Origin of the sequence: Nautilia sp. PV-1 (genome assembly GCF_004006315.1) — a bacterium.
GTDB classification, from domain to species: Bacteria; Campylobacterota; Campylobacteria; order Campylobacterales; family Nautiliaceae; genus Nautilia; species Nautilia profundicola_A.
This window is the reverse complement of sequence record NZ_CP026530.1, coordinates 484,061-506,211: the sequence shown is the minus strand read 5'-3', so window position 1 is coordinate 506,211 and position 22,151 is coordinate 484,061. Positions and strand designations below refer to the sequence as shown.

Annotated in this window: 20 protein-coding genes, 2 tRNA genes and 1 pseudogene; 8 read left to right on the top strand and 15 right to left on the bottom strand. The window is 32.3% G+C overall.

Annotated features, from left to right (window positions below; genetic code table 11):
- Positions 1-611 precede the first annotated feature (611 nt).
- The 3 genes and pseudogenes from C3L23_RS09695 to C3L23_RS02800 all read left to right on the top strand — a co-directional run.
- Positions 612-809: pseudogene (locus C3L23_RS09695) on the top strand (methyl-accepting chemotaxis protein); the annotation flags it as partial.
- A 42-nt stretch (positions 810-851) separates the two neighbouring features.
- Positions 852-1,325, top strand: a complete 474-nt coding sequence (locus C3L23_RS09690; protein ID WP_371264359.1) for a CZB domain-containing protein — start codon at positions 852-854, stop codon at positions 1,323-1,325.
- On the top strand, positions 1,322-2,395 hold the full coding sequence (locus C3L23_RS02800; RefSeq protein ID WP_127679640.1) for an FtsW/RodA/SpoVE family cell cycle protein: 1,074 nt from the start codon (positions 1,322-1,324) through the stop codon (positions 2,393-2,395). The genes C3L23_RS09690 and C3L23_RS02800 overlap by 4 nt, the downstream gene beginning before the upstream one ends.
- Positions 2,396-2,720: 325 nt before the next feature.
- Here C3L23_RS02800 and C3L23_RS02795 read toward each other — a convergent pair.
- The 3 genes from C3L23_RS02795 to C3L23_RS02785 all read right to left on the bottom strand — a co-directional run bounded on the left by C3L23_RS02795 (position 2,721) and on the right by C3L23_RS02785 (position 5,100).
- A tRNA-Phe gene (locus C3L23_RS02795) sits at positions 2,721-2,796 on the bottom strand.
- A gap of 5 nt (positions 2,797-2,801) precedes the next feature.
- Positions 2,802-2,878, bottom strand: a tRNA-Ile gene (locus C3L23_RS02790).
- A gap of 53 nt (positions 2,879-2,931) precedes the next feature.
- Positions 2,932-5,100 (bottom strand): TIGR03545 family protein, encoded by a 2,169-nt coding sequence (locus C3L23_RS02785; RefSeq protein WP_127679639.1) that lies wholly within the window; start codon positions 5,098-5,100, stop codon positions 2,932-2,934.
- Between the two features lie 71 nt (positions 5,101-5,171).
- Here C3L23_RS02785 and C3L23_RS02780 point away from each other — a divergent pair, with 71 nt between their 5' ends.
- Positions 5,172-5,594: a phosphoribosyltransferase gene (locus tag C3L23_RS02780; protein WP_127679638.1), complete on the top strand. Its 423-nt coding sequence runs from the start codon at positions 5,172-5,174 to the stop codon at positions 5,592-5,594.
- Here C3L23_RS02780 and C3L23_RS02775 read toward each other — a convergent pair.
- Positions 5,591-5,881, bottom strand: a complete 291-nt coding sequence (locus C3L23_RS02775) for a DUF309 domain-containing protein (RefSeq protein WP_127679637.1) — start codon at positions 5,879-5,881, stop codon at positions 5,591-5,593. The two genes, C3L23_RS02780 and C3L23_RS02775, sit on opposite strands and share 4 nt — an antisense overlap.
- A gap of 80 nt (positions 5,882-5,961) precedes the next feature.
- Here C3L23_RS02775 and C3L23_RS02770 point away from each other — a divergent pair, with 80 nt between their 5' ends.
- Positions 5,962-6,687 (top strand): hypothetical protein, encoded by a 726-nt coding sequence (locus C3L23_RS02770; RefSeq protein ID WP_127679636.1) that lies wholly within the window; start codon positions 5,962-5,964, stop codon positions 6,685-6,687.
- 343 nt (positions 6,688-7,030) lie between these two features.
- On the opposite strand, the gene C3L23_RS02765 is transcribed toward C3L23_RS02770, so the two are convergent.
- A complete protein-coding gene (locus C3L23_RS02765; RefSeq protein WP_127679635.1) occupies positions 7,031-11,002 on the bottom strand; it encodes a hypothetical protein in 3,972 nt (1,323 codons plus the stop codon).
- 141 nt (positions 11,003-11,143) lie between these two features.
- Here C3L23_RS02765 and C3L23_RS02760 point away from each other — a divergent pair, with 141 nt between their 5' ends.
- The 3 genes from C3L23_RS02760 (at position 11,144) to C3L23_RS02750 (ending at position 13,229) form a co-directional block, all read left to right on the top strand.
- On the top strand, positions 11,144-12,061 hold the full coding sequence (locus C3L23_RS02760; protein ID WP_127679634.1) for a radical SAM protein: 918 nt from the start codon (positions 11,144-11,146) through the stop codon (positions 12,059-12,061).
- 229 nt (positions 12,062-12,290) lie between these two features.
- Positions 12,291-12,926 carry an SDR family oxidoreductase gene (locus C3L23_RS02755; RefSeq protein WP_127679633.1) on the top strand — a complete coding sequence of 212 codons (636 nt, stop codon included), beginning with the start codon at positions 12,291-12,293 and terminating at the stop codon, positions 12,924-12,926.
- Between the two features lie 42 nt (positions 12,927-12,968).
- The gene (locus tag C3L23_RS02750; RefSeq protein ID WP_127679632.1) at positions 12,969-13,229 is read left to right on the top strand and encodes a type II toxin-antitoxin system Phd/YefM family antitoxin; all 261 of its coding nucleotides are present in this window, start codon (positions 12,969-12,971) and stop codon (positions 13,227-13,229) included.
- A gap of 259 nt (positions 13,230-13,488) precedes the next feature.
- On the opposite strand, the gene C3L23_RS02740 is transcribed toward C3L23_RS02750, so the two are convergent.
- The 10 genes from C3L23_RS02740 to C3L23_RS02695 form a co-directional block, all read right to left on the bottom strand.
- Positions 13,489-13,746: a Txe/YoeB family addiction module toxin gene (locus tag C3L23_RS02740; RefSeq protein ID WP_127679631.1), complete on the bottom strand. Its 258-nt coding sequence runs from the start codon at positions 13,744-13,746 to the stop codon at positions 13,489-13,491.
- Positions 13,746-13,991 carry a type II toxin-antitoxin system Phd/YefM family antitoxin gene (locus tag C3L23_RS02735; RefSeq protein ID WP_127679630.1) on the bottom strand — a complete coding sequence of 82 codons (246 nt, stop codon included), beginning with the start codon at positions 13,989-13,991 and terminating at the stop codon, positions 13,746-13,748. Before C3L23_RS02735 ends, C3L23_RS02740 begins: the two co-directional genes overlap by 1 nt.
- 35 nt (positions 13,992-14,026) lie before the next feature.
- Positions 14,027-14,764, bottom strand: a complete 738-nt coding sequence (gene murI / locus C3L23_RS02730) for a glutamate racemase (protein ID WP_127679629.1) — start codon at positions 14,762-14,764, stop codon at positions 14,027-14,029.
- Positions 14,757-16,079, bottom strand: a complete 1,323-nt coding sequence (gene rho / locus C3L23_RS02725; RefSeq protein ID WP_127679628.1) for a transcription termination factor Rho — start codon at positions 16,077-16,079, stop codon at positions 14,757-14,759. The genes murI and rho overlap by 8 nt, the downstream gene beginning before the upstream one ends.
- Before the next feature lie 82 nt (positions 16,080-16,161).
- Entirely contained in the window at positions 16,162-17,280 is a 1,119-nt protein-coding gene (locus C3L23_RS02720) for a murein hydrolase activator EnvC (RefSeq protein WP_127679627.1), read from the bottom strand.
- The gene (locus C3L23_RS02715) at positions 17,277-18,062 is read right to left on the bottom strand and encodes an FtsX-like permease family protein (RefSeq protein WP_127679626.1); all 786 of its coding nucleotides are present in this window, start codon (positions 18,060-18,062) and stop codon (positions 17,277-17,279) included. Before C3L23_RS02715 ends, C3L23_RS02720 begins: the two co-directional genes overlap by 4 nt.
- Positions 18,049-18,717 carry a cell division ATP-binding protein FtsE gene (locus C3L23_RS02710; protein ID WP_127679625.1) on the bottom strand — a complete coding sequence of 223 codons (669 nt, stop codon included), beginning with the start codon at positions 18,715-18,717 and terminating at the stop codon, positions 18,049-18,051. The genes C3L23_RS02715 and C3L23_RS02710 overlap by 14 nt, the downstream gene beginning before the upstream one ends.
- Positions 18,695-19,813, bottom strand: a complete 1,119-nt coding sequence (gene trmB / locus C3L23_RS02705; protein WP_127679624.1) for a tRNA (guanosine(46)-N7)-methyltransferase TrmB — start codon at positions 19,811-19,813, stop codon at positions 18,695-18,697. Before trmB ends, C3L23_RS02710 begins: the two co-directional genes overlap by 23 nt.
- Complete coding sequence (locus C3L23_RS02700; protein ID WP_127679623.1) at positions 19,813-21,009, bottom strand: fibronectin type III domain-containing protein; 1,197 nt, start codon at positions 21,007-21,009, stop codon at positions 19,813-19,815. The genes trmB and C3L23_RS02700 overlap by 1 nt, the downstream gene beginning before the upstream one ends.
- The gene (locus C3L23_RS02695) at positions 20,948-21,883 is read right to left on the bottom strand and encodes an RluA family pseudouridine synthase (RefSeq protein ID WP_127679622.1); all 936 of its coding nucleotides are present in this window, start codon (positions 21,881-21,883) and stop codon (positions 20,948-20,950) included. Before C3L23_RS02695 ends, C3L23_RS02700 begins: the two co-directional genes overlap by 62 nt.
- Positions 21,884-22,151: the final 268 nt, after the last annotated feature.

Below are 22,151 nucleotides of genomic sequence, written 5' to 3'. Positions count from 1 at the left end.
TGATAATAACGTTACTTATTTTTATATCCAACAATAAAAAATCTTCATCAAAACAAAGCAATCTTCAAGAAGAAATAGAAAAGATATTATTAGAAGCGTCAAACGGAAATTTTGAAAACAGAATAACTCATATCGATCTTTCTGATCCTTCTTCAAAAGCCGCATGGGCTTTAAATGATCTGTTAGATCAGTTAGAAGCTTTCGAAAGAGACATAAAAGAATCTATTGAAGCAGCCAAAAACGGTATCGATTACAGAGATATCGCTCCTCAGGGATATAAGGGAACATTCAGAAGAACGGTAATTATGCTAAACGACGCAATTGACGCTATCTCAACAGCCCTTAAAGAACAGGCGAGAAGCGAACTCGCAATGACTTTAAACAATCTAGGAGGAGGAATAAAAACTCAAATAAATGAGATAAAAACTTCTCTCGATACAAAACTTAAAGAATTTATGATTAAAATCGATGAGCTTTCCGGCGAAATATATGAAGGCGCAGACGCCAGTGCGGTTAAAATAGAAAACCTTACTAATGTATTAAACGAACTTATTGATTTTATTGCACATACCAACGAAGCGATTAACATGCTTTCTCAAAGAACAGATGAAATAGGCAAAATAGTAGAACTTATTACCGATATTGCGGATCAGACAAATCTTCTTGCCCTAAACGCAGCTATAGAAGCGGCTAGAGCCGGAGAACACGGACGAGGATTTGCCGTAGTTGCTGATGAAGTAAGAAAACTTGCTGAAAGAACCCAAAAAGCAACAAGCGAAATTTCCATTACAATTAAAACACTGCAGCAGGAAACAAGCGATATTCAGGCAAATTCTGAAAAAATAACAGAAATGGCCACTACTTCGAGAGAAGATATAGAAATTGTTCAAAACATGGTTATAGGCTTCAGAGACAAATCTCTTGAAAACAGAAGAAACGTAGATTTAGCACTTACAAGAATGCTTATGGACTTAGCAAAAATTTCACATCTGATATTTAAATTAAATGCTCATGCCGCTATTATCGAAGAAAAACCGATAGAAATTTCGACAGATACAGAATGTGATTTCGGTAAATGGCTGCTTAGCGAAGAGTCTATACAAAAAATCGGATGTTATCCTGAATATAAACTAATCAAAGACAATCTTCATAGACAAATTCATGAACTTACCAAAAAAGCTCTTGAATGTACTAAAGAAAAAACATGTATTTCCAATAAAGATCAGACAATTAAAAACTTTGAAGAAATCGAAAACATCTCTCATAAACTTTCTCAAACTATCGACAACGTATTTGAAAAATATTCAAAAGAGCCGTGTAAGTGAGCAAAAAATTCAATATAACTCTCATCTTACTCATTCTCCCTTTTATTTTTTTAAGTCTTTTTCTGGTTAATGAAATATCCCATAGGCTTTTTATTAAAGAGCTGATATATATCGGTATAGGAGTAATAGTATTCGTTATTACATATATACTTCCTATCAGAAAGCTTTTATGGCTTATACCGATAATCTATTGGTTTAATATATTTTTACTCATTCTCGTGGACACTGTGGGGCTTAGAATATTAGGTGCACAAAGATGGCTTAAAATACCTCTTTTAAATATTACAATACAGCCTTCCGAATTTATGAAAACCACGCTTCTTCTTATGCTTGGATATTTAATATATAAGTATCCTCCAAGACCCCAGTATAATTTTAAAGAATTTTTAAAACTTTCTTTTTTTATTATTCTTCCGTTTATACTTATTGCGAAAGAACCTGATTTAGGAACGGCATTAATTACACTTATTATCGGTTTTGGAGTGTTGTTTATCGTAGGAGTAGATAAAAAAATATGGATCACTCTCAGTATAGGGGCAGTTTTATTCGCACCGATATACTACAAATATATAATGAAAGACTATCAAAAACAGAGAATCGAAGATTTTTTAAATAAACCAAGCTACCATGTCAGACAGTCTATGATTGCCATAGGAAGCGGAGGACTCAGCGGTAAAAGTAAAGATGAGGCCACTCAAACCCAGCTTAAATTTCTACCTATTGCCAGCAGTGATTTTATTTTCGCTTATCTGGTAGAAAGATTTGGTTTTATAGGTGCAAGTTCCGTTATATTTTTATATTTTATACTTATTTTTTATTTATTGCGAATAGCAAAAAAACTTAAAGAAGACTATTTTGCAAAAGTTATGTTTGCGGGTGTAGGATTGATGCTTTTTATTTATTCTTACATCAATATTGCAATGACTATGAACCTTGCCCCAGTCGTCGGCGTGCCATTACCTCTCATAAGCCATGGTGGGACCAGTTTTATCAATTTTATGATACTTTTTGCTATTTTGGAAAATTTAATCAGCAAAAAAGAATTTATACATACTTACGGAGTGAAATAGACAATAGACAATAGACAATAGTCGATGGTTGATGGTTAATGGTTGATAGTTGATAGTCAATAGTTATGATTGATAGTTGACAGTTAATGTTTATGATTAACGGTTGATGATAAATCATTTAACAGTTTCTTATTAATAAAATTCTATTTAAAATTTAAATTTTTCCATAATAAAGCCAGAGAAATTGCAAATAATATATACCTAATTATTTACAGTAAACTTTAACAAATATATCTATATCATTAATAACTTATAATAAAAAAAAAGTTTTAGTTACTGGAAAAAGCAAGATTTAGTGACAGACACCGATATAAAAACTTCTAAATGGTGCCCAGGGACGGAATCGAACCGCCGACACAGGGATTTTCAGTCCCTTGCTCTACCGACTGAGCTACCTGGGCAAAAGTGGTGGACTCGGCAGGACTCGAACCTGCGACCAACCGGTTATGAGCCGGTTGCTCTAACCAACTGAGCTACGAGTCCACTCAGTGGACTGAAATTATAACTACTTTTTATTTGAATTTCAAGAGGAAGTGTTAGAAATTAATAAAATTTCCAACGCCTTTTTTTAACAGCTGTTTTTGAAGCTCTTTTTGTGAATATTGCTTTAACGACTCGGTTAAAGAATTCAGATCCCCGTTTAATGAGTCAAGGTCTTTTAATACTCCTAACTTATTTGAATCAAATCCGGTTTCTTTAATTTGTTTTTGAATTTTTTCATTCAGCATACTTTGAAGCTCTGATTTTTTTTCAGCTATCTGTTTGTTAAGTTCACTTTTTAAAAGTTTTGAAAACAGTTTGTCAATGTTTGATTTTATCTTAATTTTAAAATCATCAATTTTTCCGTCAATTATAATGTTTAAATTAACTTTTTTAATATTTTTCACTATTCGTGAAACATACTTATTGCCGTTATATTCAATGTTTCCCGGTATTAATAGCACATTTGTACTTAATACTATTTTAGGCCCGTTAATAAAGCCTTTACCGTCAACGTCAATGTTAACATTATGTAAAACAAATCTGTTATATTTAAAGTTTTCAAAATGCATATTTTTAATTAAATATCTTATATTTATCTGTTTTAAATAAGTAATTTCCAAATAAGCTTTTTTGTAATAATCAGATAAAGAGTCAACTCTGATTAAACCTTTTTTAGCCAAAAGAGTCTGATCTGAAGAAATGTTTTTCAGTTTTATAATAAAATCTGCATCTTTTAACGAAGCGCTCACATCAGCGTTTTCCAATACAAAATCAGGATATTTAATTTTGTCTTTATATACAATATATCTGCCTTTAGATCTGACATATCTGTTTTCTTCTTTTTTAGATTTTGAAATATACGGTTTTGCTAGTTTATAATATTTTAATATTTTATTTACATATACCTGAACCTGAGGTTTTAAAAAGCTCTCTGCAAACTGATAATATTTTCCACTTTTTAATAAATCGTATTTTTTACTGAGTTTTGTGTAGTCGTTTTGTCCGGCTTTTTTAATAGCATTAAGATCATTTATGATCTGCTGTTTCATTTTTGCAAGTCTGTCTTTTTTATCTTTTATATCTTTTTGCATATTTTGTATTTCATTTTTTATTTTATCGCTTTGGGCAATAATATTCTGTATATCACCGGCAGATTTAATATTCTTTGCTGTATTGCTTAAATTATTAATTTCTTTTTTTATTTTTTCTATCTGAGTTTTGTCATTTGCCACCGTTTTTTTAATACTGTTGGCATAATCGATAAAATCCTCATAATCTTTTTTAAGTTTGTCTATTTTTTGCAAAGACTCCAGCTGATATCCCTGCAAAAGCTGTTTAGGATCCGGAATACTGATATTCAGTTTAAACTTTGAGCTATTTGAAGCTTTTGCAGAAGATGCGGACTTTGATGACGCAATTTCTTTTAAAGTTTTCTCCGAATGAATGTCTGTTATTTGTAAATTTTTTATATCAAATTTTCTCCATACAAGATAGTCCCACGAAAGTTTTAAATTAATATGTTCTGTTTTAACACTACCGATATACATATTTTTTATATCTACATCCGCTTTAAAAAACGAAGTGTTTAATTTTTCTATTTTTACAGGCTTTTTAAATATTTTAGACATTGAATACTGCATAATCATTTTTACAAACGGATCAAATGTCAGTGAGATAAGCAAAAATAAGCCCCCGAATATAATTATGAAGCCCGCAATACCAGAAACCCTGATAATTCCTTTCTTCTTTACTTCGCCTGGCACAATCCATTTTAAATATTTGTATTTAGAACAAAAGGCAAAAATCTTGTCTCTGTAAATTTTAATACTTTTATTTAAAACAAAATAAAGAAAAATCCCGATTGCAACACCCCAGAAAAGTCCTCCCATTACAACGGTGTTGTTATATCCGCTCCATCTCATAAAAGGCAGATTATAAATAAACTCCCACAACGGAGTTAGAAACGGAGCAGTCAGTATATAATATCCCGTCTTTGCAAAAACAGGATCAAGAAAATAGCCGACAATCGAAAAAACACCCCAGCTTGCCAGATACAGACCAAAAGGTATACGCAAAATAAAAGCCAAAAAAAGTATACTCAAAGTAAATATATTAAAAAACGGTAAAAATCCGCTTATTAAACCCAGTACCAAAGCTAATGTTATAAACTTTTCGTTATTTGAACTATTTAATTCTCTTATTAACTTGAAAAAAAATCCCATTTTCCACCCTTTTTGATATTATTACATTATTATATCCAAATAAAATGACATCAAAACAATAAAGGACATAAATGAAAGACTATACGTTTAAGGAATTCAAATCGGACCTGCAAAATTTAACAATAAAAAAACCTGACGCCATACTTGCCATAGCAAGAGGAGGACTTACATTTGCCCATCATCTTGCAGAAAAACTAAACATGAGAGAAGTATTCAGTATCAACGCCGTATCTTACGATAAAGACAAAAAACTCGACACTATTAATATTTTTAATATTCCTGATTTAAAAAATTACAAAAATATTTTAGTGGTAGACGATATAAGCGACAGCGGAGATACTTTCATTGAAGTTTTAAAAGTACTAAAAGAAAAATACCCTGATAAAGATTTTAAAACAATAGCTATTTTTTACAAACCTACTTCAAAATATAAACCCGATATCTTTTTTCACGAAACAAACGAATGGATTAACTTTTTCTGGGAAGTTTATTAAAAAGGTCTGAATTTTTCTATAAATTCAGCCGTTTTTTTTAATTCCTCAGTCAAGTTATAATATTCCCTGTATTTCTCAAAATTGCCCCACACTGCTTTATAAACTTTTACGTCCCTTTTTCTTTTTTTGAGTTCTAAAGCCACTGCCGCGTTTATCAAACCTTTATATGCCCACTGCAAATCATTATCAGTTTTCCTTAAATCCTGCCATACTTCTTCCAAAACCTCATGAGCTTCAAAATATTCTCCGTTTACAATATATTTTTTATACTTTTCAAATTCACTCATAACTAACCTTTAAATAATTAACTTTAACTGTCATATAATATAAACCCTTCTTTTTACTATAATTTCAAAAAAGGCTTTTTATGTTAAACATTGTAACCGCTCTTAAAATAGAAGCCGATCCTATTATAAATTATTTTCAATTAAAGTCAAGAAACGGCATTTATCAAAACGAAAATATCAATTTAATAATTACAGGCCAGGGAAAAATTAAATGTGCTGTTAACACCGCCCTGCTGCTTTCAAAACACCGCTTTCCGACTTTAAACATCGGCTTAGCCGGAAGCAATAAACATGAAACAGGAAGAGGCTTTTTTATCCATAAAATTACCGATACCGACACAGGATTTAATTATTTTCCGGATTACTTTAACGAAAACAGTGAAGAAATTTATACCGTTTCAGCTCTTGGAAAATATTATACTCTGACAGATATGGAATCAAGCGGCTTTTTTGAAGCGGCATATAAATTTCTAAACGTAAATGAAATAATCTTATACAAAATCGTCAGTGATACACCTTCTCATAAAGCAGACAAAAATGAAATACCGGAACTTATCAAATCACATCTTAATACAATTGAAAACCTGATAATGCAAACAGCAGAAAAAAACGATTTTTTTAATGAAATAAATAATGCCTTAACAGAAGCAAAAAATAAAATGCAACTTACAAAAACACAGGAAAACCAATTAAAACAGCTTCTTACTCTTTATAAAATAAAAAACATCCCCTTCCCCACTTTTAAAGAAGTAAAGAAAAAAGAAGAAGTTAAAAAGTTTTTAGAATCGTTGAGTAAAAGTTATTGAGGTTATTAAGGTTATTGAGGTTATTAAGGTTGTTGAGGTTAATTAAAAGTTGTTATAGTTAATTAAGTTGTTATGGTTTTTTAAGGTTACTAAAGTTATTGAAGTTTGGAAGTTGTTGAGCTAATTATAATTAGTTAGGTTTTCGGAATTATTGGTGTCAGGCACCTAAGTGTTTTCAAAACTCACAACCCGGTACCTTAAACTGGGAACCCGGTACTCGGAGCTTAATTCCCCATTCACCATTAACTATCCACCATCAACTATCTGCCATCCACCATCTACCATCTACCAGCTACCAGTTACTAATTAAGAATCCACAAATATAAAAATAAACCGGTAATGATTACCAGTTTATTTTTTTCACTTGAGACTTAGATACGTTTACATCCGGTCTGCTCATATTCATATCGCTTGTTCTGTTTTCTTCGCTGAATTTAGCATTATTTATAGCCTGCACGCCTCCCCAGCCTGAACCTGATTTTAGAAAATCTAATTTCAGACACGGATGAGTCCTGCAGTCTGTGTTTGCAGGGCTAGGATCTTTATAATCTTTGGCTAAAGGATAATACCACAGCCAAGAATTAATCTGCAAATGAACTTTTGCACTGTACGGCAGTGCATGAGTGGTATGGAAAACTACTTTTTCCTGCCCGTTTGTTATTGAAGGTGCACTTGTAACCGTTACATAAGGATTAATAGCCGAATTTAAAGTATGGTTAAAATCACCGAAAGCCGTGCTGTTATGTTCGGTATTTGTCACCCATCCCTGAGAATCAGTCCAATACTGATATAAGAAAGTAGTATTTATATCGTTACTGTAAGCGGCTGCAGTTGATACTTTTATTCTTCCGTATCTGAACACAATTTCTTTTGAAAAATTGATATCACCTTTTGCTGTCATGTTAGTATTATTGTATTCATATGAAAGTTCATTATTGTTATAAGGAGAAGCATTCAAATCTGTTAAATTAAAATCAATCGGCCTTACAGTCTGATTAAATTCTTTTGGATAATTGATTAAAATATTAACTGTTGTTTTTCCTTGATTTGATTTTAAAAAATTATTTTTATTTAATACTAACGTATCGTTTATATCATAATATTGTTTACTTCCGTTATCCTCATTTACTTTATAAATAAATTTAACTGCTGTTGGATTATTATTAACATATCCTATAGTGATATTTACATCTTTTGCAAAACATTCATTTACAAAATTTTTAGTAATACTGCCGCCTTTGGCCTCGGCCAATAGATAACCTTTAATTTTTAGTGAATTATTTTCATCTTTAGGATATTGCTTAATATCTGTATCATAAAGCCAGCCTGGAAAATTTGTTAAATTTGCCAAAGAATATGAAACATTGGTATTAAATACAAATTTATATGGAACATAAGTTGCATTTATTTCTTTAAATGTTCTATTAAGCCCTGGTGAAAAATGATTTTTATTATCAATAACACAACCGTTTAAATGTTCAAGTTCTCCATTCGATTCAGTTATCTGTGTTCCAACAGGCTCAACAATACTGCTGTTTTCTTCACAGTCAGAACCTTGAAAAAAATTAGCACTGTGAACAGAGTTTGTATGATGTGTTAAATACGCGGGGTCCCAATCAACTCTCGTCCAGTCTTTATCTGAAATAGTAAAATTATATTCCCCTATTTCTGTATTATTAAAATCCTGTGAATTTACTACACCGTTTATCATATAAAAAGTTAAAAATCTGTTGGATATATCGTTACAAACAGATAAATTTTTATCGCTATTCCAAAGTAAAGACACATTATAATCATTTATATTATTGGCATTAAAATATCTTACATAACCTTTAATACCGTTAGTAGACAGATAAGATGTAGCATTTATATCGGCTTTATAATTCACACCCGCTGCTAATTTGGCTGTAGGGTTCGAAACAGTATTTGTAATAATTGAATTATTACTTACAGGGTCTTTAATAATCACATAAAAGCTGTCCGGCCTGACTGAAAAATTATCCCTTGAACATACTTTATTTCCATAATCGTCTGCCAAACATCTTAAACAGTCATAACCGTCAGGATTTGGAGAAGTATTGTTAAAACATATATTTAAACAAGGAGAATTGTCTCCAAAAGCTTCTTTAAAATTATTTTCATCTGTTAAACATTCAGGCACACCTTTTAAAGTATTTGATTGAGTTTTGTCATTACAGCCATTCGTTAATTTTTCAAAATATTTTTCCCAGTCTATATATTTAATCCTAAATGCAGCATTTCTTATTGCTCCGTTTATAGCCAAAGTCTCTTCTATATGTTTTGAACCGTTAAAATCAACAGGTAATTGAAGAATATTATTTATATCAAATCTAGGAGTGTTTGGATTAAAGCATGATGCATTAATATCATGGAAACCGCCAACATTGATAGCTTCAAGAATTACAGAATAATTATAATCTTTTTCCTGATTTGTATTATTAGCATCATAGGACACAACCATATAATCATTACTTCTTCCGCTTACCTGAGTCGGAATATTATATTTGGTTGGGTCAATATCATAAATATTTTTATCTGATACATTAAATACACTCCATGCCGGTTCATAAACATAATTTTCCTGACACATAGGTAAAAGTTTTAAAGGTGTTTTAGGCATAGGTATATCAATTACTTCTCCGTTAATAACTTTATAAAGCCTATATGTAAAGTATCCGTTAATTGTATCGTTAAGTTCATTTGTCTGAGGTCTTAATGCAAAATACAGATATCTGTAAACTGTACCGTTCACATCACCAAAAGGAATATTTGTGACATTTAAATCACTTCCAGAAACACTTATATTAAATTCACTCGGATCTATATACTCCGTAATACCGTCTTCGCTTTTATATAAATATATACTATCAGGCTGAAAATCTAAATGGGTCGTGTTAATATCTTCTATATGAAATTTTATATCTTTTGCAATTAAGTCATTTTGCTCAGTGTTTCTTAAATAAATAGAAACATTTATATCATCACCTTCTTTAACAAATTCTGGTAATTTAGGAAACTGATTAGGTACATACGGTGTAGTTATATATACACCGTCCTGCATAAATGAATAGTCATAGCAAAAATGGGGAACATAAAGTCTTGTGGAATACACTACCATACTAGGGAAAAATGCATCATTTTCTGTACTTAGAGAAATTGTTACTGAAGTAGTATTAGGATTTTGATTTCTTATTTGAGTCATTACACTCGTTACATTATATTCGTCGATATCTATCCCGTCCGTATTTGTAAGATTATTATCGCCTATATTCGGTCTTGTTACTCCTATAATACGTGAATCAAAAATATTATTAGTATCCAATGCTCCTGGCATAGTTTGTCCGTCAAGTTCCATAGTATCAGGAGTATAAGGATAATCCCCTTCACCTGTAAATACTCCCAAAAAAGAATTCACATCTCCTTCCGGAGGTAAATATAAATTAGTAATATTAATATCACTAGTTCTGTATCCGTCTGCATTTTTTAAAATTTTATATCCGTTATAAATCATAACCCTCTTAAAATTTGATAAATCAATCATACTTGTTTCATATATGACAACAAAACTCCACCCTGAAAAATCTCCTAATGAACTTTCATGACCTTCATTTGTAGTAATATTTGCCACTGTTACATTTACTTCACTGCCAGGAGCCATACCCTCCAAAATAGTTTTTATTTTATCTGTTACATCAGCATATCCTGCATAAACCATACCATAATCACCATACCATCTATGATAATTTATTACATCCGCTGTTATTGACTGATAAGGAACGTTGTTGATTTTTAACAACACTTTATTTGCATCAGTATCTTCAATATTTAAATATTCATAATCTGTTATATATTTATAACTCCATCCGTTTTGAGCATTCGGATCCAAATAAGCTCTTCTTTGGGGATAATGATATTTTTTATAATAATATGCATAATCGTTTACGTTTCCCTGCCAAAAAAGCCCGGCCCAAAGTATTTTACCGTCATAATTGCTTGGCAGCTTAAATGTAGCTACAGAGGAATTCCATGTTGAGCTGTTTCCGTCAATATCAATGTATTTTGTTACTCTATTATTATCATTATCATGATAGTTAAAAGTACCAACACACTCTCCATCAAAATTATATGCATTATCTGTTACACATTCAACTGTGTTACCAACAATAGCATAATTTCCATTTACATTTCGTGTATTGTCAGGATTGACTACGGTAAAATCCTGAAAACCTTCATGATATGTTGTTGCACTGTAGAGAATTAAAAATGATGTTATCAGTATTAAAAATTTTTTCATAATATACCTTTATATTAATCTTAATTTACTATATACATTATACAATTTTTTAATAAAATTACAAAATTCTATATAATTAAATAAATACTTATATTAACAAATGTAAAAGAGTTGTAATATAATTCTTTAAAAAGGCAAAATTTGATCTGCTATATAGAAAAAAAAGTTCTCAGTTTTCCTATTACACAGCAAATAATCGGTAAATTTAACCCAAAAATTATATTGATAAACCATTACAAAGATATTTTTAACCGCTCTCATCAGGATTTTAACTGGCAAAAGAATAAAAATGTACTTATATTAGCCGAAAAAAAAGATAAATTTTTATATAAAGGCAGCGGTTTTTGCAACAGCAGAGGATATGAAAATTTCTACTATTCAACACAGATACTCGGATGTGTCTATAACTGCGAATACTGCTACATAGGAGGCATGTATCCGTGCGGATATCCCGTTGTTTTCGTAAACGAAGACGATTTTATCAAAGAAGCCGAAAAACTTAAAAACGCATATATAGCAATAAGCTACGAATCGGACTTGCTTGCTTTTGAAGGGATTTATCCTTTTCACAAAAAGTGGATTGAATTAGCCGCAAAATGCCCCGATTTATTAATAGAAAGCCGCACAAAATCTGCGAATACACATAGACTTCCGGATAATCCCCCGCCAAACTTTCTGCTTGGATTTTCACTCTCGCCTGTTGAAATAAACAGATTCGAAAAAAAAGCGCCAAATTTAGAAAAACGCATAAAAGCCCTTAAGCTTGCAATCGATAAAGGATACAATGTAGAAATAGCAATAGACCCTGTAATAAAAACAGAAAATTTCAAAGAAATTTATAAAAACTTTATTGAATATCTGAAAAGCGAAATAGACCTCTCAAAAATCAACATAGAAATCGGTGCATTTAGAATGAATAAAGATTTTTTAAAACGCCTGCGCAAAATTAATTTAAGCGAAGTTACATGGTACCCGTATGAAATCAAACAGGGCGAAGCCAGATACAGGGATGAAAAAGAGATTATCGAGTATGTGAGGGAGCTGATAGTAGATAGTTGATAGTTGATAATTGATAGACAACAGTCGATAGTTGATGGTTTATGGTTTATAATTAACGGTTTGAAAATAACATCTAAGAATTTAAATTTTAAACACAGGATTCAACACACAACAACTCAATCGTTAACTCAATAAAATAATAATAGCTGGGATAACGCCAGACACTAAATAAGTATATAAATTATGTATAATTTCTTAATAAGAGAATTAAAAAATAAAAAGGCAATAAATGAAAATACTTCTTACCGGTGCAAGCAGCGGAATAGGAAGAGCTATAAAAGAAACACTTGCAGATTACGAAATAATAACACTTTGCAGAAACTGTGATAAGAAAATAGATTTCAATGACATAAACACATTAAAAGATCTAAAGTTTGAAGACGTTTACGGAATAATACATAATGCCGGAACCGGTTATTTCGGGCAGTTTGAGGATATCGGAATAGACAAAATAGAAGAAATGATAAACGTTAACTTTTTAGCACCTATGATTATTACCAAAAACCATCTTAAAGACATCAAAAAAAACAGAGGTTTTATAATAAACATCTCTTCCACTTCAGCAATCCACCCGGCACGTCAAGGTGTCGTCTACGGCGCTACAAAAGCGGCTTTGAGGCATTTCGGCACTTCACTGTTTGAAGAAGTAAGAAAATACGGTGTAAAAGTATGTACTATACTGCCGGATATGACACTTACAAATTTTCATAAAAACACTTATTTCAAACCTTCATCCGACGAACTCGCACACATTAAACCTGAAGATATAGCCAAAATAGTCAAAGATATAATTGAAGCACCGAAAAATATCGTTATGCATGAAGTGGTAGTTAAACCTCAGATTTTTAAACTTGACAAAAATTAAAATACTTATACAATACTTTAAAAAGTACTTTTAAAGGAACGTATGACTATCAGCGCTAACGAAGTAAAAAAAAGAGGCGTTTCAATTTTTGATGAAATGCTTAAAAAATTCAATGAAATAGTAATAACATTCAGGGATAAAAAGAAATTCGTAGTTATGGATATAAAAAGATACGAAGAGCTTAGAATGAAAGAGCTTGAGCTTGCTTATAAAGAGGTAATGGAAGATTATAAAAATGGAGACTATAAAGTTTTAAGTACAAAAGAACATATCGAATCTTTAAAAGAAGAATTAAATGTTTAAATTAATTGAAACCAAAACATACAAAAGAAAACTAAAAAAGTTTTTAAAAAAAAACATCCTGAAATTTTTAAAAAATATGAAAAAACAATTTATTTATTAGAAGCAAACCCTTTTCATCCTTCTCTAAGACTTCATAAACTAAAAGGCAAAATGCATGAATTTTATTCAGTTTCAATAGATATGAGATACAGAATAATTATAGATTTTATCGTAATAGATGAAAAATTTTTTTAATAGATATTGGGAAAGATGAAGAAATTTACTGATAATGATATCTGCAGGCGATTATTATAACTTCATTTTCATCAATCATATATATCAGTCTGTGTTCGTGATTGATTCTTCTCGAATAACATCCTGCAAAATCAAATTTCAATGCTTCAGGTTTGCCTAAACCTTCAAACGGATGTCTTTTAATATCTTTAATCAATTCGTTTATTTTTTTTACAATTTTTTTATCAATTTTCTGCCAATATATATAATCTTCCCAGCCTTCAAGCGTAAAAGCAATTTTCATTATATTTCTTTATAGATTTTTTTACCTGATTTCGCATTGTTTATGGATTTTTTAATCCACTCTCTGTTTGCCTGGTTTTTCATTAAATATTCGGTTTCTTTTAAAGAGTTGAATTCATCAAGAGAAATCATCACAACACTTTCTTTTCCTTTTCTGTGTATGATTATTTCATCATGATTAAAATAAACTTTTTCAAAAATTTCTTTAAGGTTATTTCTGGCTTCACTCATCGTTACTACTTCCATAGCCAATCCTTTACATAATTATGTACATAATTATATCACAAATTAAGCCACTCTTTTGCTTTGCTTCTTAGCTCTTCCGGATTGTCGCTTGCGAAGAGTTTAATGGAGGTGTCCGATTTTTCTTTTAAACCGTATTCGTTTTTGAGAAGTTCGACTATCGCCTGGCCTGAATGAATCAGTTTGGCATTTGGAAAATACTTTTGAAAACTTTTTTCTAAAAAAGGATAATGAGTACAGCCTAGTATCACATAATCAATACCGTTTTTATCAATATCGTTAAAATACAGATCAAAAACCTCATCAACTATTTTACCTTCTGTAATCCCTTCTTCAACCAAAGGAACAAACAGCGGAGTCGCAACTGATATAATATTTTTATAATCAAGCTTTTTAAGCATAGACTGATATTTGTTACTGTTGATTGTTCTTTTAGTTCCTGTTAACAGAATATTTGCTTCTTTTTCAGCATTTAAAGCCTTTACTCCGGCTTCTATAACTCCTACAACAGGAAACCCTGCTTCGCGTCTTAATTCCTCAATGGCAACGGAACTTGCCGAATTACATGCGACAACCAAAAAATCAATATCGAAATTTTTAAGAAATTCGAGAGCTTCGAGGGAATATCTTATTATTGTAGATTCGTTTTTGTTTCCGTACGGTACCCTGGCCGTATCTCCGAAATAAATTATTTCATCGAACAGTCTGGATTTAAGAATTTCGGAGGCTACGCTCAAGCCCCCTATTCCGCTGTCAAATACTCCGCATCTATTCATTTATTATACTTAAGAACTCCTGATTGTTTTTGGTTTTGAGCATTTTTGAATACATAAGTTTAAGCGCTTCTATTTCATCCATTTCCGAAATAATGTTTCTAATCGCCCATACTTTAGCAAGTTCTTCAGGAGTTAAAAGAAGTTCTTCTTTTCTTGTTCCGGATTTAAGCAGGTCAATCGCAGGATAAATTCTTCTATCGGCAATTCTTCGACTAAGAACAGCTTCCATATTACCCGTACCTTTAAATTCTTCAAAAATAACCTCATCCATTTTACTGCCGGTTTCAATAAGAGCCGTGGCTATGATAGTAAGACTTCCGCCTTCTTCGATGTTTCTGGCAGCACCGAAGAATCTTTTAGGTTTATGAAGAGCGTTTGCGTCTACACCGCCGCTTAACACCTTACCGCTTGCGGGAGTAACTGTGTTGTATGCTCTTGCAAGCCTTGTGATTGAATCGAGTAAAATTACAACGTCTTTGCCCATTTCAACCATTCTTTTGGCTTTTTCGATAACAAGCTCCGCAACTCTGACATGGTTTTGAGCGGGTTTGTCAAACGTAGATGAAAACACTTCGCCTTTTACACTTCTTTGCATATCCGTAACTTCTTCCGGTCTTTCGTCAACAAGTAAAACCATTAATTCGATTTCAGAATGGTTTTTAGTAATACCATGGGCTATTTCTTTTAAAAATACGGTTTTACCGCTTCTAGGAGGCGCAACAATAAGACCCCTTTGCCCTTTTCCGATAGGAGCAAACAGATCCAAAACCCTTCCTGTGAGTTTTGTAGGCTCGTATTCGAGTTTTATTCTTTCCTGAGGATAAAGCGGAGTCAGGTTGTCAAAAAGAGGTCTTTTTTTGGCTTCTTCCGGAGGCAGATAATTAATAGCCTCAATTTTTAAAAGAGCGTAATATTTTTCCTGGTCTTTCGGCGGTCTGACCTGTCCCGTTACGATGTCACCCGTTCTTAGGGCAAATCTTCTTATTTGTGTCTGAGAAACATATACGTCGTTTAAAGAGTTTTCAAAGTTCCCTCCGATACTTCTTAAAAATCCGTATCCGTCAGGCATTACCTCAAGTATACCGGTAAAGAGCAGATATCCGCCCTGCGCCACCTGAGCCTTTAAAATTTCAAACATCAAATCCTGACGTTTAAATTCCTGAGGATTCTCAACATGAAGTTCGTTTGCAATTTTAATAAGCTCTTCTGTAGGTTTGCTTCTTAAATCTTCAATTGTATACCCTTCAACCGGTATATGAGTTCTCTGTTTCTTATTATTACCGTTATTTGCGGTATTTTGATTTTCGTTTTCCATAAATATCCTTGTAAGATTAATGTAGTAAATAGAAGTGTTTTGGTTTTGCGATTTTAGTTAAAATGAACTGTTTTGTCAAGTTTTAACGCAACCTTATAACCTTAAGAGGATTAATAGGCTTGTCTTTATACGTTACTTCAAATTCAAGGGAGTTTTTCACCCTTGCTATTATCTGTCCTCTTTTTACGTAACTTCCTTTTCTAAGAAGCGGCGAAACTTTTATAAGATTCGCATAAACACTGAATAAATTGCCCGGGTGTTTTATAAAAACAACTTTCCTGTCCCCGTTATCGCCTATATAAACCACTTGACCACTCATAATGGATCTGACAACGGAATTCGGCTTTGTTTTTATTGTAATGGAATCGTTATATATTCTTATTTTGTAAATAGGATCAATGTATGAACCGAACTTTTTAATTACTTTGCCGTATACCGGAGGAATGGTTTTTCTTCCTTTGTAAGTTGCCGTTTTAGGCTTAAAATATACAGATCCCACTTTTTTGACGTTAATCTGAGGGGTTCTTTTTTTAACAATTTTAAGTTCCTGCAGTTTTTTTCTCAAACTCTGCTGTTTTCTTATCATAGAAAGAAGTTTCTTTTTATAGTCTTCTTTTTGTTTTTTCAAAGAAGCAAGCTCTATGACTTTTTCTCTTCTCAGTTTGGCGAGTTCGTTTCTTTTTTTTATTAGAACAGCCTGTTTGGATTTGATATCGTAAATTTTTTTATTGGTGCTTGCAAGATTTTTATCAATTTTTTTATACTGGAAAAGCAGATTTGATATCTGTCTGGAATAAAGCTCAAGCGCTTTTTTATTTATTTCACTGTAAATGAGGTCATTCAGAGAATCTATTTGTTTCGTATCAAGGTAATAATTCTGAGAAATAAATTTAATCACTTCCGCTTTTATATCCTCTTTTTTTCTGTTTAAACCTTTGGCAAGATCTGTCAGCTCGTTTAATGTTCTGTTTGAGTTTTTCAACTGCTGCTGTAATGTATTGATATCGGTTTGGACGTCTTTTTCTTTTTTATTCAAAAGTTCTATCTGACGCTCTTTTGACAAAATCTGTCTGGCCAGGTTATCCAGCTTTTTATTCATTTTGGCAATTTTATAAGAAGTGTATCTAAGCTCTTTTTTAGTGGAAGTAACAGAAGCAAAGACAAAAACCGAAAAAACAATCAATAAAACTATTCTTTTCATTTTTTCCTTCCGATTACTACTACTATCGATGAAATAAACGAAATAGAAAGACTGACAATTAAAAGTATTAAAATTTCTTTTTGTAAATCAAGCCCGGATGTAATATTTAAATCTCTCATAACCGCTTGAAAATAAATTGAATTTTCCATATAAAAAATTATAGCGACAGTAAAAATTAAAGCAATTATAGAATCAATAAAAGCAATTTTGAAAAGCGCTGCCCCTCTGAACCAGAAAGGCGCACCGAAAAGCTCCATAATATACATTCTTTCATTATGTTCAAGACGCCATACTTCAAGCTGCTTGATAATCAGTAAAAATCCGAGCACTGCTATAATAACCATAAACACGTTACTTGTTATTTTCAAAAGCATTAACAAATTGTAAATTTTCGTCTGTGAAGAACGGTATGTCAAAACTCTTTTAATATAAGGATAGCTTTTAAGCGTATCTTCTATATCGCTGAGTTTTTTAGGAGAAGGAAGTGTTTTTAATTTAAGTCTGTAAAAATAAGGCATTTTAATTTCATCAAGATTAATGTTTTTAAACTTCCTTTTCATATAATTGAGCTGCCTGGATATATCTATTTTTTCAATTTTTCCTATATCTTTTATATCCAGATGGGTTATTTCTTTGTCGCTTACTACAACAATTGAATAATTGTTTAAAATATTCTGCTGGTACTGATGAAGTATATCATTAAACAGTCTAAATAAAAATATACTTAAAAGTATAGACACAAGTGCCAGGATAAGGGCAAAATGGCTTTTAAGAGAGTTCATAAAGAGTTCCTTTTTCAAGGTGTATTTGTCTGTAGTTAATATCAAATGTCTGAGGAAGCGAATGCGAAGCTATCATAATAGTTATGTCTTTTTCCCTGTTTGCCATTATAAACAGCTCCATTACAAGATTCGCCGAATATTCATCAAGCCCGGAAATAGGCTCATCCGCCAAAATCATAACAGGATCGTGTATTATAGCTCTTGCAATCGCAGCCCTTTGCTGCTCGCCTCCGCTCAGTTCAGCCGGATATTTATCCAGTTTATGCGAAAGCTTTACTTTATTTAAAAGTTTAATAGCCTCTTCTTCGGCCGTTTTTTTATCTATTCCGGCTATCAGCATAGGAAGCATAACGTTTTTTAGAATCGTCCATTCCGGTATAAGCTTATAATCCTGAAACACCACTCCCAGATATTTTCTAAGATATGAAAGTTTCGATTTTTTAATATTGTTAAGCTCTATTCCGCCAACGTTTAAAGAACCGTTAAAAACAGGAACTTCTCCGTATAGGGATTTGATTATAGTAGTTTTTCCGCTTCCGCTGACACCCGTTAAAAAAACGAAATCCTTGGTATATATTTTAAAATTTGCGTTTTTTATTATCGGCTCGCCTTTATAACCAACATATAAATTTTTAGCTTCTACCAGTACACCCATTAAACAGCCTTTTAAGTTCTTTGTGAGCTAGATAATTTTCTTTTATATGAGCCGGAAGCTTAAAATATTCCGGTTTGTCTTTATTTAAAATATAAATATGTTCGGGCCTGTTGAAATTTCCTATCGTAGCTCTGATAAGTTCGTTATTATCATCGATTTTAAATACTTTTTCTATATGTATTACAAATTTATCGTAAATTTTAGGTTTGAAATCAAGATTTTCAAGCCTGCAGTCAAAAGAAAAATCAAAATCGTCATTAATTTCTTCCGATATTTCATGATTAATCATGTAAATATCATATATGTCTTTTTGCTGTCTTCTCCATCTGTCTTCATATTTGCTTGATACTTCATAAGGAATGTTTTTTTTGACTTTCAGATCCATTTCTTTAAATTTCATAAATTCGTTAAAAGAATATTCAAAATAGTTATCGCTGTCCGTTCTTAAATGTAAAAAACCGTCTTTTTGCAGCACTCTTTTTGATTCGTTTATAAAATCTTCGTTTATAACCCTTCTATGCGGCTTTTTATCCCACGGGACCGGAAAGTGCACATATATGGAATGCAGCTGATTTGAATTTATTTTGCTCAGAATTATTCTGGCGTCATGGTTTATAATTCTGATATTGTCTATTTTTTCATGAATACATCTTTTCAAAACCTGCTCAATTGACGGTTTGTGAATTTCAATTCCAAGTATCGTTTTTTCCGGATATTTTTTAGCAAGATGTATTAAATGCCTTCCGCTTCCGAATCCGACTTCCACAATATCTATACCGCTTAAATCGGAAGTGATGTCCAAAAAATTTTTATCAGGAATTTTTTCTTTAATGCCTTCTATGTTTTCAAATAAAATTTCGGCTTCATGCAGTTTAACAAAAGCCTTGTAGGCTTTTTTTATTTCACTGACAATCGGTCTTGTTATTTTGTCGTATTTAACAAGAGTGCCGTTTTCTTTTTGCAGCACCTTAAGTAAAAACTTTGCACGCTCAGTTTTAACACCTATAAGATTTTCGGCTTTAAACAAAAACTCTACACCCTCAATTTTTACAGGGTATTTAACATCTTTTAAACTGTCTACAACGATATGAGGCATTAAAAATCTACCTCCACGCTGTTGGCTTTTGAAATCAGTCCGTATTTATCCACGGCATATATATCATACGTATAAGAATGTTTATGCACAATGTTTTTATCAAAGAACCTGTTGCCGTTTACGATATATTTATGTTCTTTCGCATTAAACAGCCCGCCTTCTTTTTTTACTATCAGATATTTTACCGCTCTGTCGTCAGGACTTGACATTATAAACTGAACCCCGTCAGGCAGGATATTCGTAGAAACAAGCGGTTTAGCAGGTGCGGGAAGAGTCTGTCCCATTACTTCAGGCGTTTTGCTAAGAAGAGATTCCGTATCGTGAACGCTTACTGCGGTTACTTTATAATATTTGGTTACGCCGTCTTTATTTATTTTATCAGTATAAGTTGTCTGAGTTGTTTTTGCTATAGGCGTATATCCGAAACCTAAAAAATTCCTTGTATAAATTTTATAATATTTTGCACCCTGTACCGGCGACCAGGTTAATACTATTTTTCTTGGCAGATTGTTTGTAGCCGTAATGTTTTCCACAACCGGAGGTTTAGGATAAGTAGATACGCTTATAGTCTGAGAAGGCAGTGATTTCAAACCGTCAAACGTATAAGCTATTATTCTGTATTTATAAATTTTACCGTCTGCAAGGTTTTTGTCAATATATTCAACATTATATCTCGGAGTTAAATTAGCCAAATCTTCCCATTTAGCGTTTTTGTCATTAAATCTTTGAATTATATATCCTTCAACCCTTTCATTTGGATGAGGCCTGAAAATTATTTTTACCATTCCCTTTTGAAGAGGTTTGATTTCAAGTGGAATCACCGGAGCTACCGTAGGAAGAGTTTTTTGAGTAACTTCTTTTGCCAAAGAAGGGATTTTAGCTTTGTTAAACGTTGCAATTCTGTAAGTATAAGTCGTAGAAGGTTTCAGTCCCGTATCTACGTATAAAGTTCTGTACGGATCATTAATTGTCGCAAGCATTGTCCACTTATGTGTTTTATTGTCGTATTTTTGAATATAATATCCGCTCATACCTTTTACCGCGCTCCATTTAAGCGCCATAGCGTTTCTGTCAGGATAAGCGTTAAACTTCTGAACGGTAGGAAGGTTGGGATTGGATTTAGGAGCCGGCTTATTATTTACCGCACAACCCGTAATAAGGAGCAAACCTATCAGATAAAGAGCCATTTTTTTCATTTTCGTATCCTTTTGGCAAATATTTTTTAAAATCATCAAACATTGGTGCAATTATACTAAGTTTTTCACCTCTTGGGTGCATAAAGTATATCTCCCTGGCATGCAGCATTACTCTAGGTATTTTCTGTTCTTTTTTACCGTAAAGCCTGTCGCCTAAAATATAGCGGCCTATAGTTCCCAAATGAACCCTTATCTGATGGGTTCTTCCTGTAAAAAGTTTAGCGGCCGCCAGCTTTTCAAAAATAGGGACAAAAAGCGTTTTGGCTTCCCTGCCGTTTTTTACATACGCCATTTTAAGCCGGTTTTTAGGGTTTCTGGCTATCGGTTTGTCTACACACACAGCATCTTTTAACGGCTCGTTCAACAGCATCAGATAATACCTGCCCATTGACTTGTCTTTAAGCTGGGCGCTTAAAAACTCGTGTGTTTTATTGTTTTTGGCAATAACAAGAGCACCGCTGGTTTCTTTGTCGATTCTGTGCACTATTCCGAAACGCTCTTCCCCTGCTATGGTGGAAAGTCTGATATTTTTACTTTTCAGCCAGTCGACAAGCGTCGCTTCTTTAACCGAAGGTGCCGGATGTACTACAATCCCGGGAGGTTTGTTTATTACTAAAAGATCTTCATCCTCATATAAAACGGGGATGTCAAAATCCACTTCATATTCCTGTTCGGAACTTTCGGCATTTTTAAATTCGACTTCTACAACATCGTTTTTTTTTAACTTAACACCGCCTTTTTTTACATCACTGCCGTTTAATTTTACTAAAGAGTGTTTTATAAGGTTTTCAATCTGATTTCTTGATACATTAAGTTTTTGAGCCAAAAACTTATCAACTCTTTCGTTTTTTTCGGAAATAAACCTTTTAATCAACCGTTTCCTTTTTTAAAAATTATATCAAATAATCTCTGCCGTTGATTATTTGTATATTTATGCATTGATATAACAGACACGGTAATAAGCCAACCCAGCTAAAGCATAGACAAAACCATAAACCGGACATGAGTTTTAAACTCTCAACAAACAATCAACCGTCAGCAATTTACCATTAACTATCAACAGTTAACAATCAAATATTTTCCATTTCCAGTGTCGATTCTCCATTTTAAATTCTGTATTCTTATGATATAATACCATTTTA

Excerpts from the sequence above, each read along its gene's own strand:
- C3L23_RS09690 (WP_371264359.1), top strand. The coding sequence starts at position 852 with ATGGCCACTACTTCGAGAGAAGATATAGAAATTGTTCAAAACATGGTT.
- C3L23_RS02785 (WP_127679639.1), bottom strand. The coding sequence starts at position 5,100 with ATGGGATTTTTTTTCAAGTTAATAAGAGAATTAAATAGTTCAAATAAC.
- C3L23_RS02780 (WP_127679638.1), top strand. The coding sequence starts at position 5,172 with ATGAAAGACTATACGTTTAAGGAATTCAAATCGGACCTGCAAAATTTA.
- C3L23_RS02775 (WP_127679637.1), bottom strand. The coding sequence starts at position 5,881 with ATGAGTGAATTTGAAAAGTATAAAAAATATATTGTAAACGGAGAATAT.
- C3L23_RS02770 (WP_127679636.1), top strand. The coding sequence starts at position 5,962 with ATGTTAAACATTGTAACCGCTCTTAAAATAGAAGCCGATCCTATTATA.
- C3L23_RS02765 (WP_127679635.1), bottom strand. The coding sequence starts at position 11,002 with ATGAAAAAATTTTTAATACTGATAACATCATTTTTAATTCTCTACAGT.
- C3L23_RS02755 (WP_127679633.1), top strand. The coding sequence starts at position 12,291 with ATGAAAATACTTCTTACCGGTGCAAGCAGCGGAATAGGAAGAGCTATA.
- C3L23_RS02750 (WP_127679632.1), top strand. The coding sequence starts at position 12,969 with ATGACTATCAGCGCTAACGAAGTAAAAAAAAGAGGCGTTTCAATTTTT.
- C3L23_RS02740 (WP_127679631.1), bottom strand. The coding sequence starts at position 13,746 with ATGAAAATTGCTTTTACGCTTGAAGGCTGGGAAGATTATATATATTGG.
- C3L23_RS02735 (WP_127679630.1), bottom strand. The coding sequence starts at position 13,991 with ATGGAAGTAGTAACGATGAGTGAAGCCAGAAATAACCTTAAAGAAATT.
- murI (WP_127679629.1), bottom strand. The coding sequence starts at position 14,764 with ATGAATAGATGCGGAGTATTTGACAGCGGAATAGGGGGCTTGAGCGTA.
- rho (WP_127679628.1), bottom strand. The coding sequence starts at position 16,079 with ATGGAAAACGAAAATCAAAATACCGCAAATAACGGTAATAATAAGAAA.
- C3L23_RS02720 (WP_127679627.1), bottom strand. The coding sequence starts at position 17,280 with ATGAAAAGAATAGTTTTATTGATTGTTTTTTCGGTTTTTGTCTTTGCT.
- C3L23_RS02715 (WP_127679626.1), bottom strand. The coding sequence starts at position 18,062 with ATGAACTCTCTTAAAAGCCATTTTGCCCTTATCCTGGCACTTGTGTCT.
- C3L23_RS02710 (WP_127679625.1), bottom strand. The coding sequence starts at position 18,717 with ATGGGTGTACTGGTAGAAGCTAAAAATTTATATGTTGGTTATAAAGGC.
- trmB (WP_127679624.1), bottom strand. The coding sequence starts at position 19,813 with ATGCCTCATATCGTTGTAGACAGTTTAAAAGATGTTAAATACCCTGTA.
- C3L23_RS02700 (WP_127679623.1), bottom strand. The coding sequence starts at position 21,009 with ATGAAAAAAATGGCTCTTTATCTGATAGGTTTGCTCCTTATTACGGGT.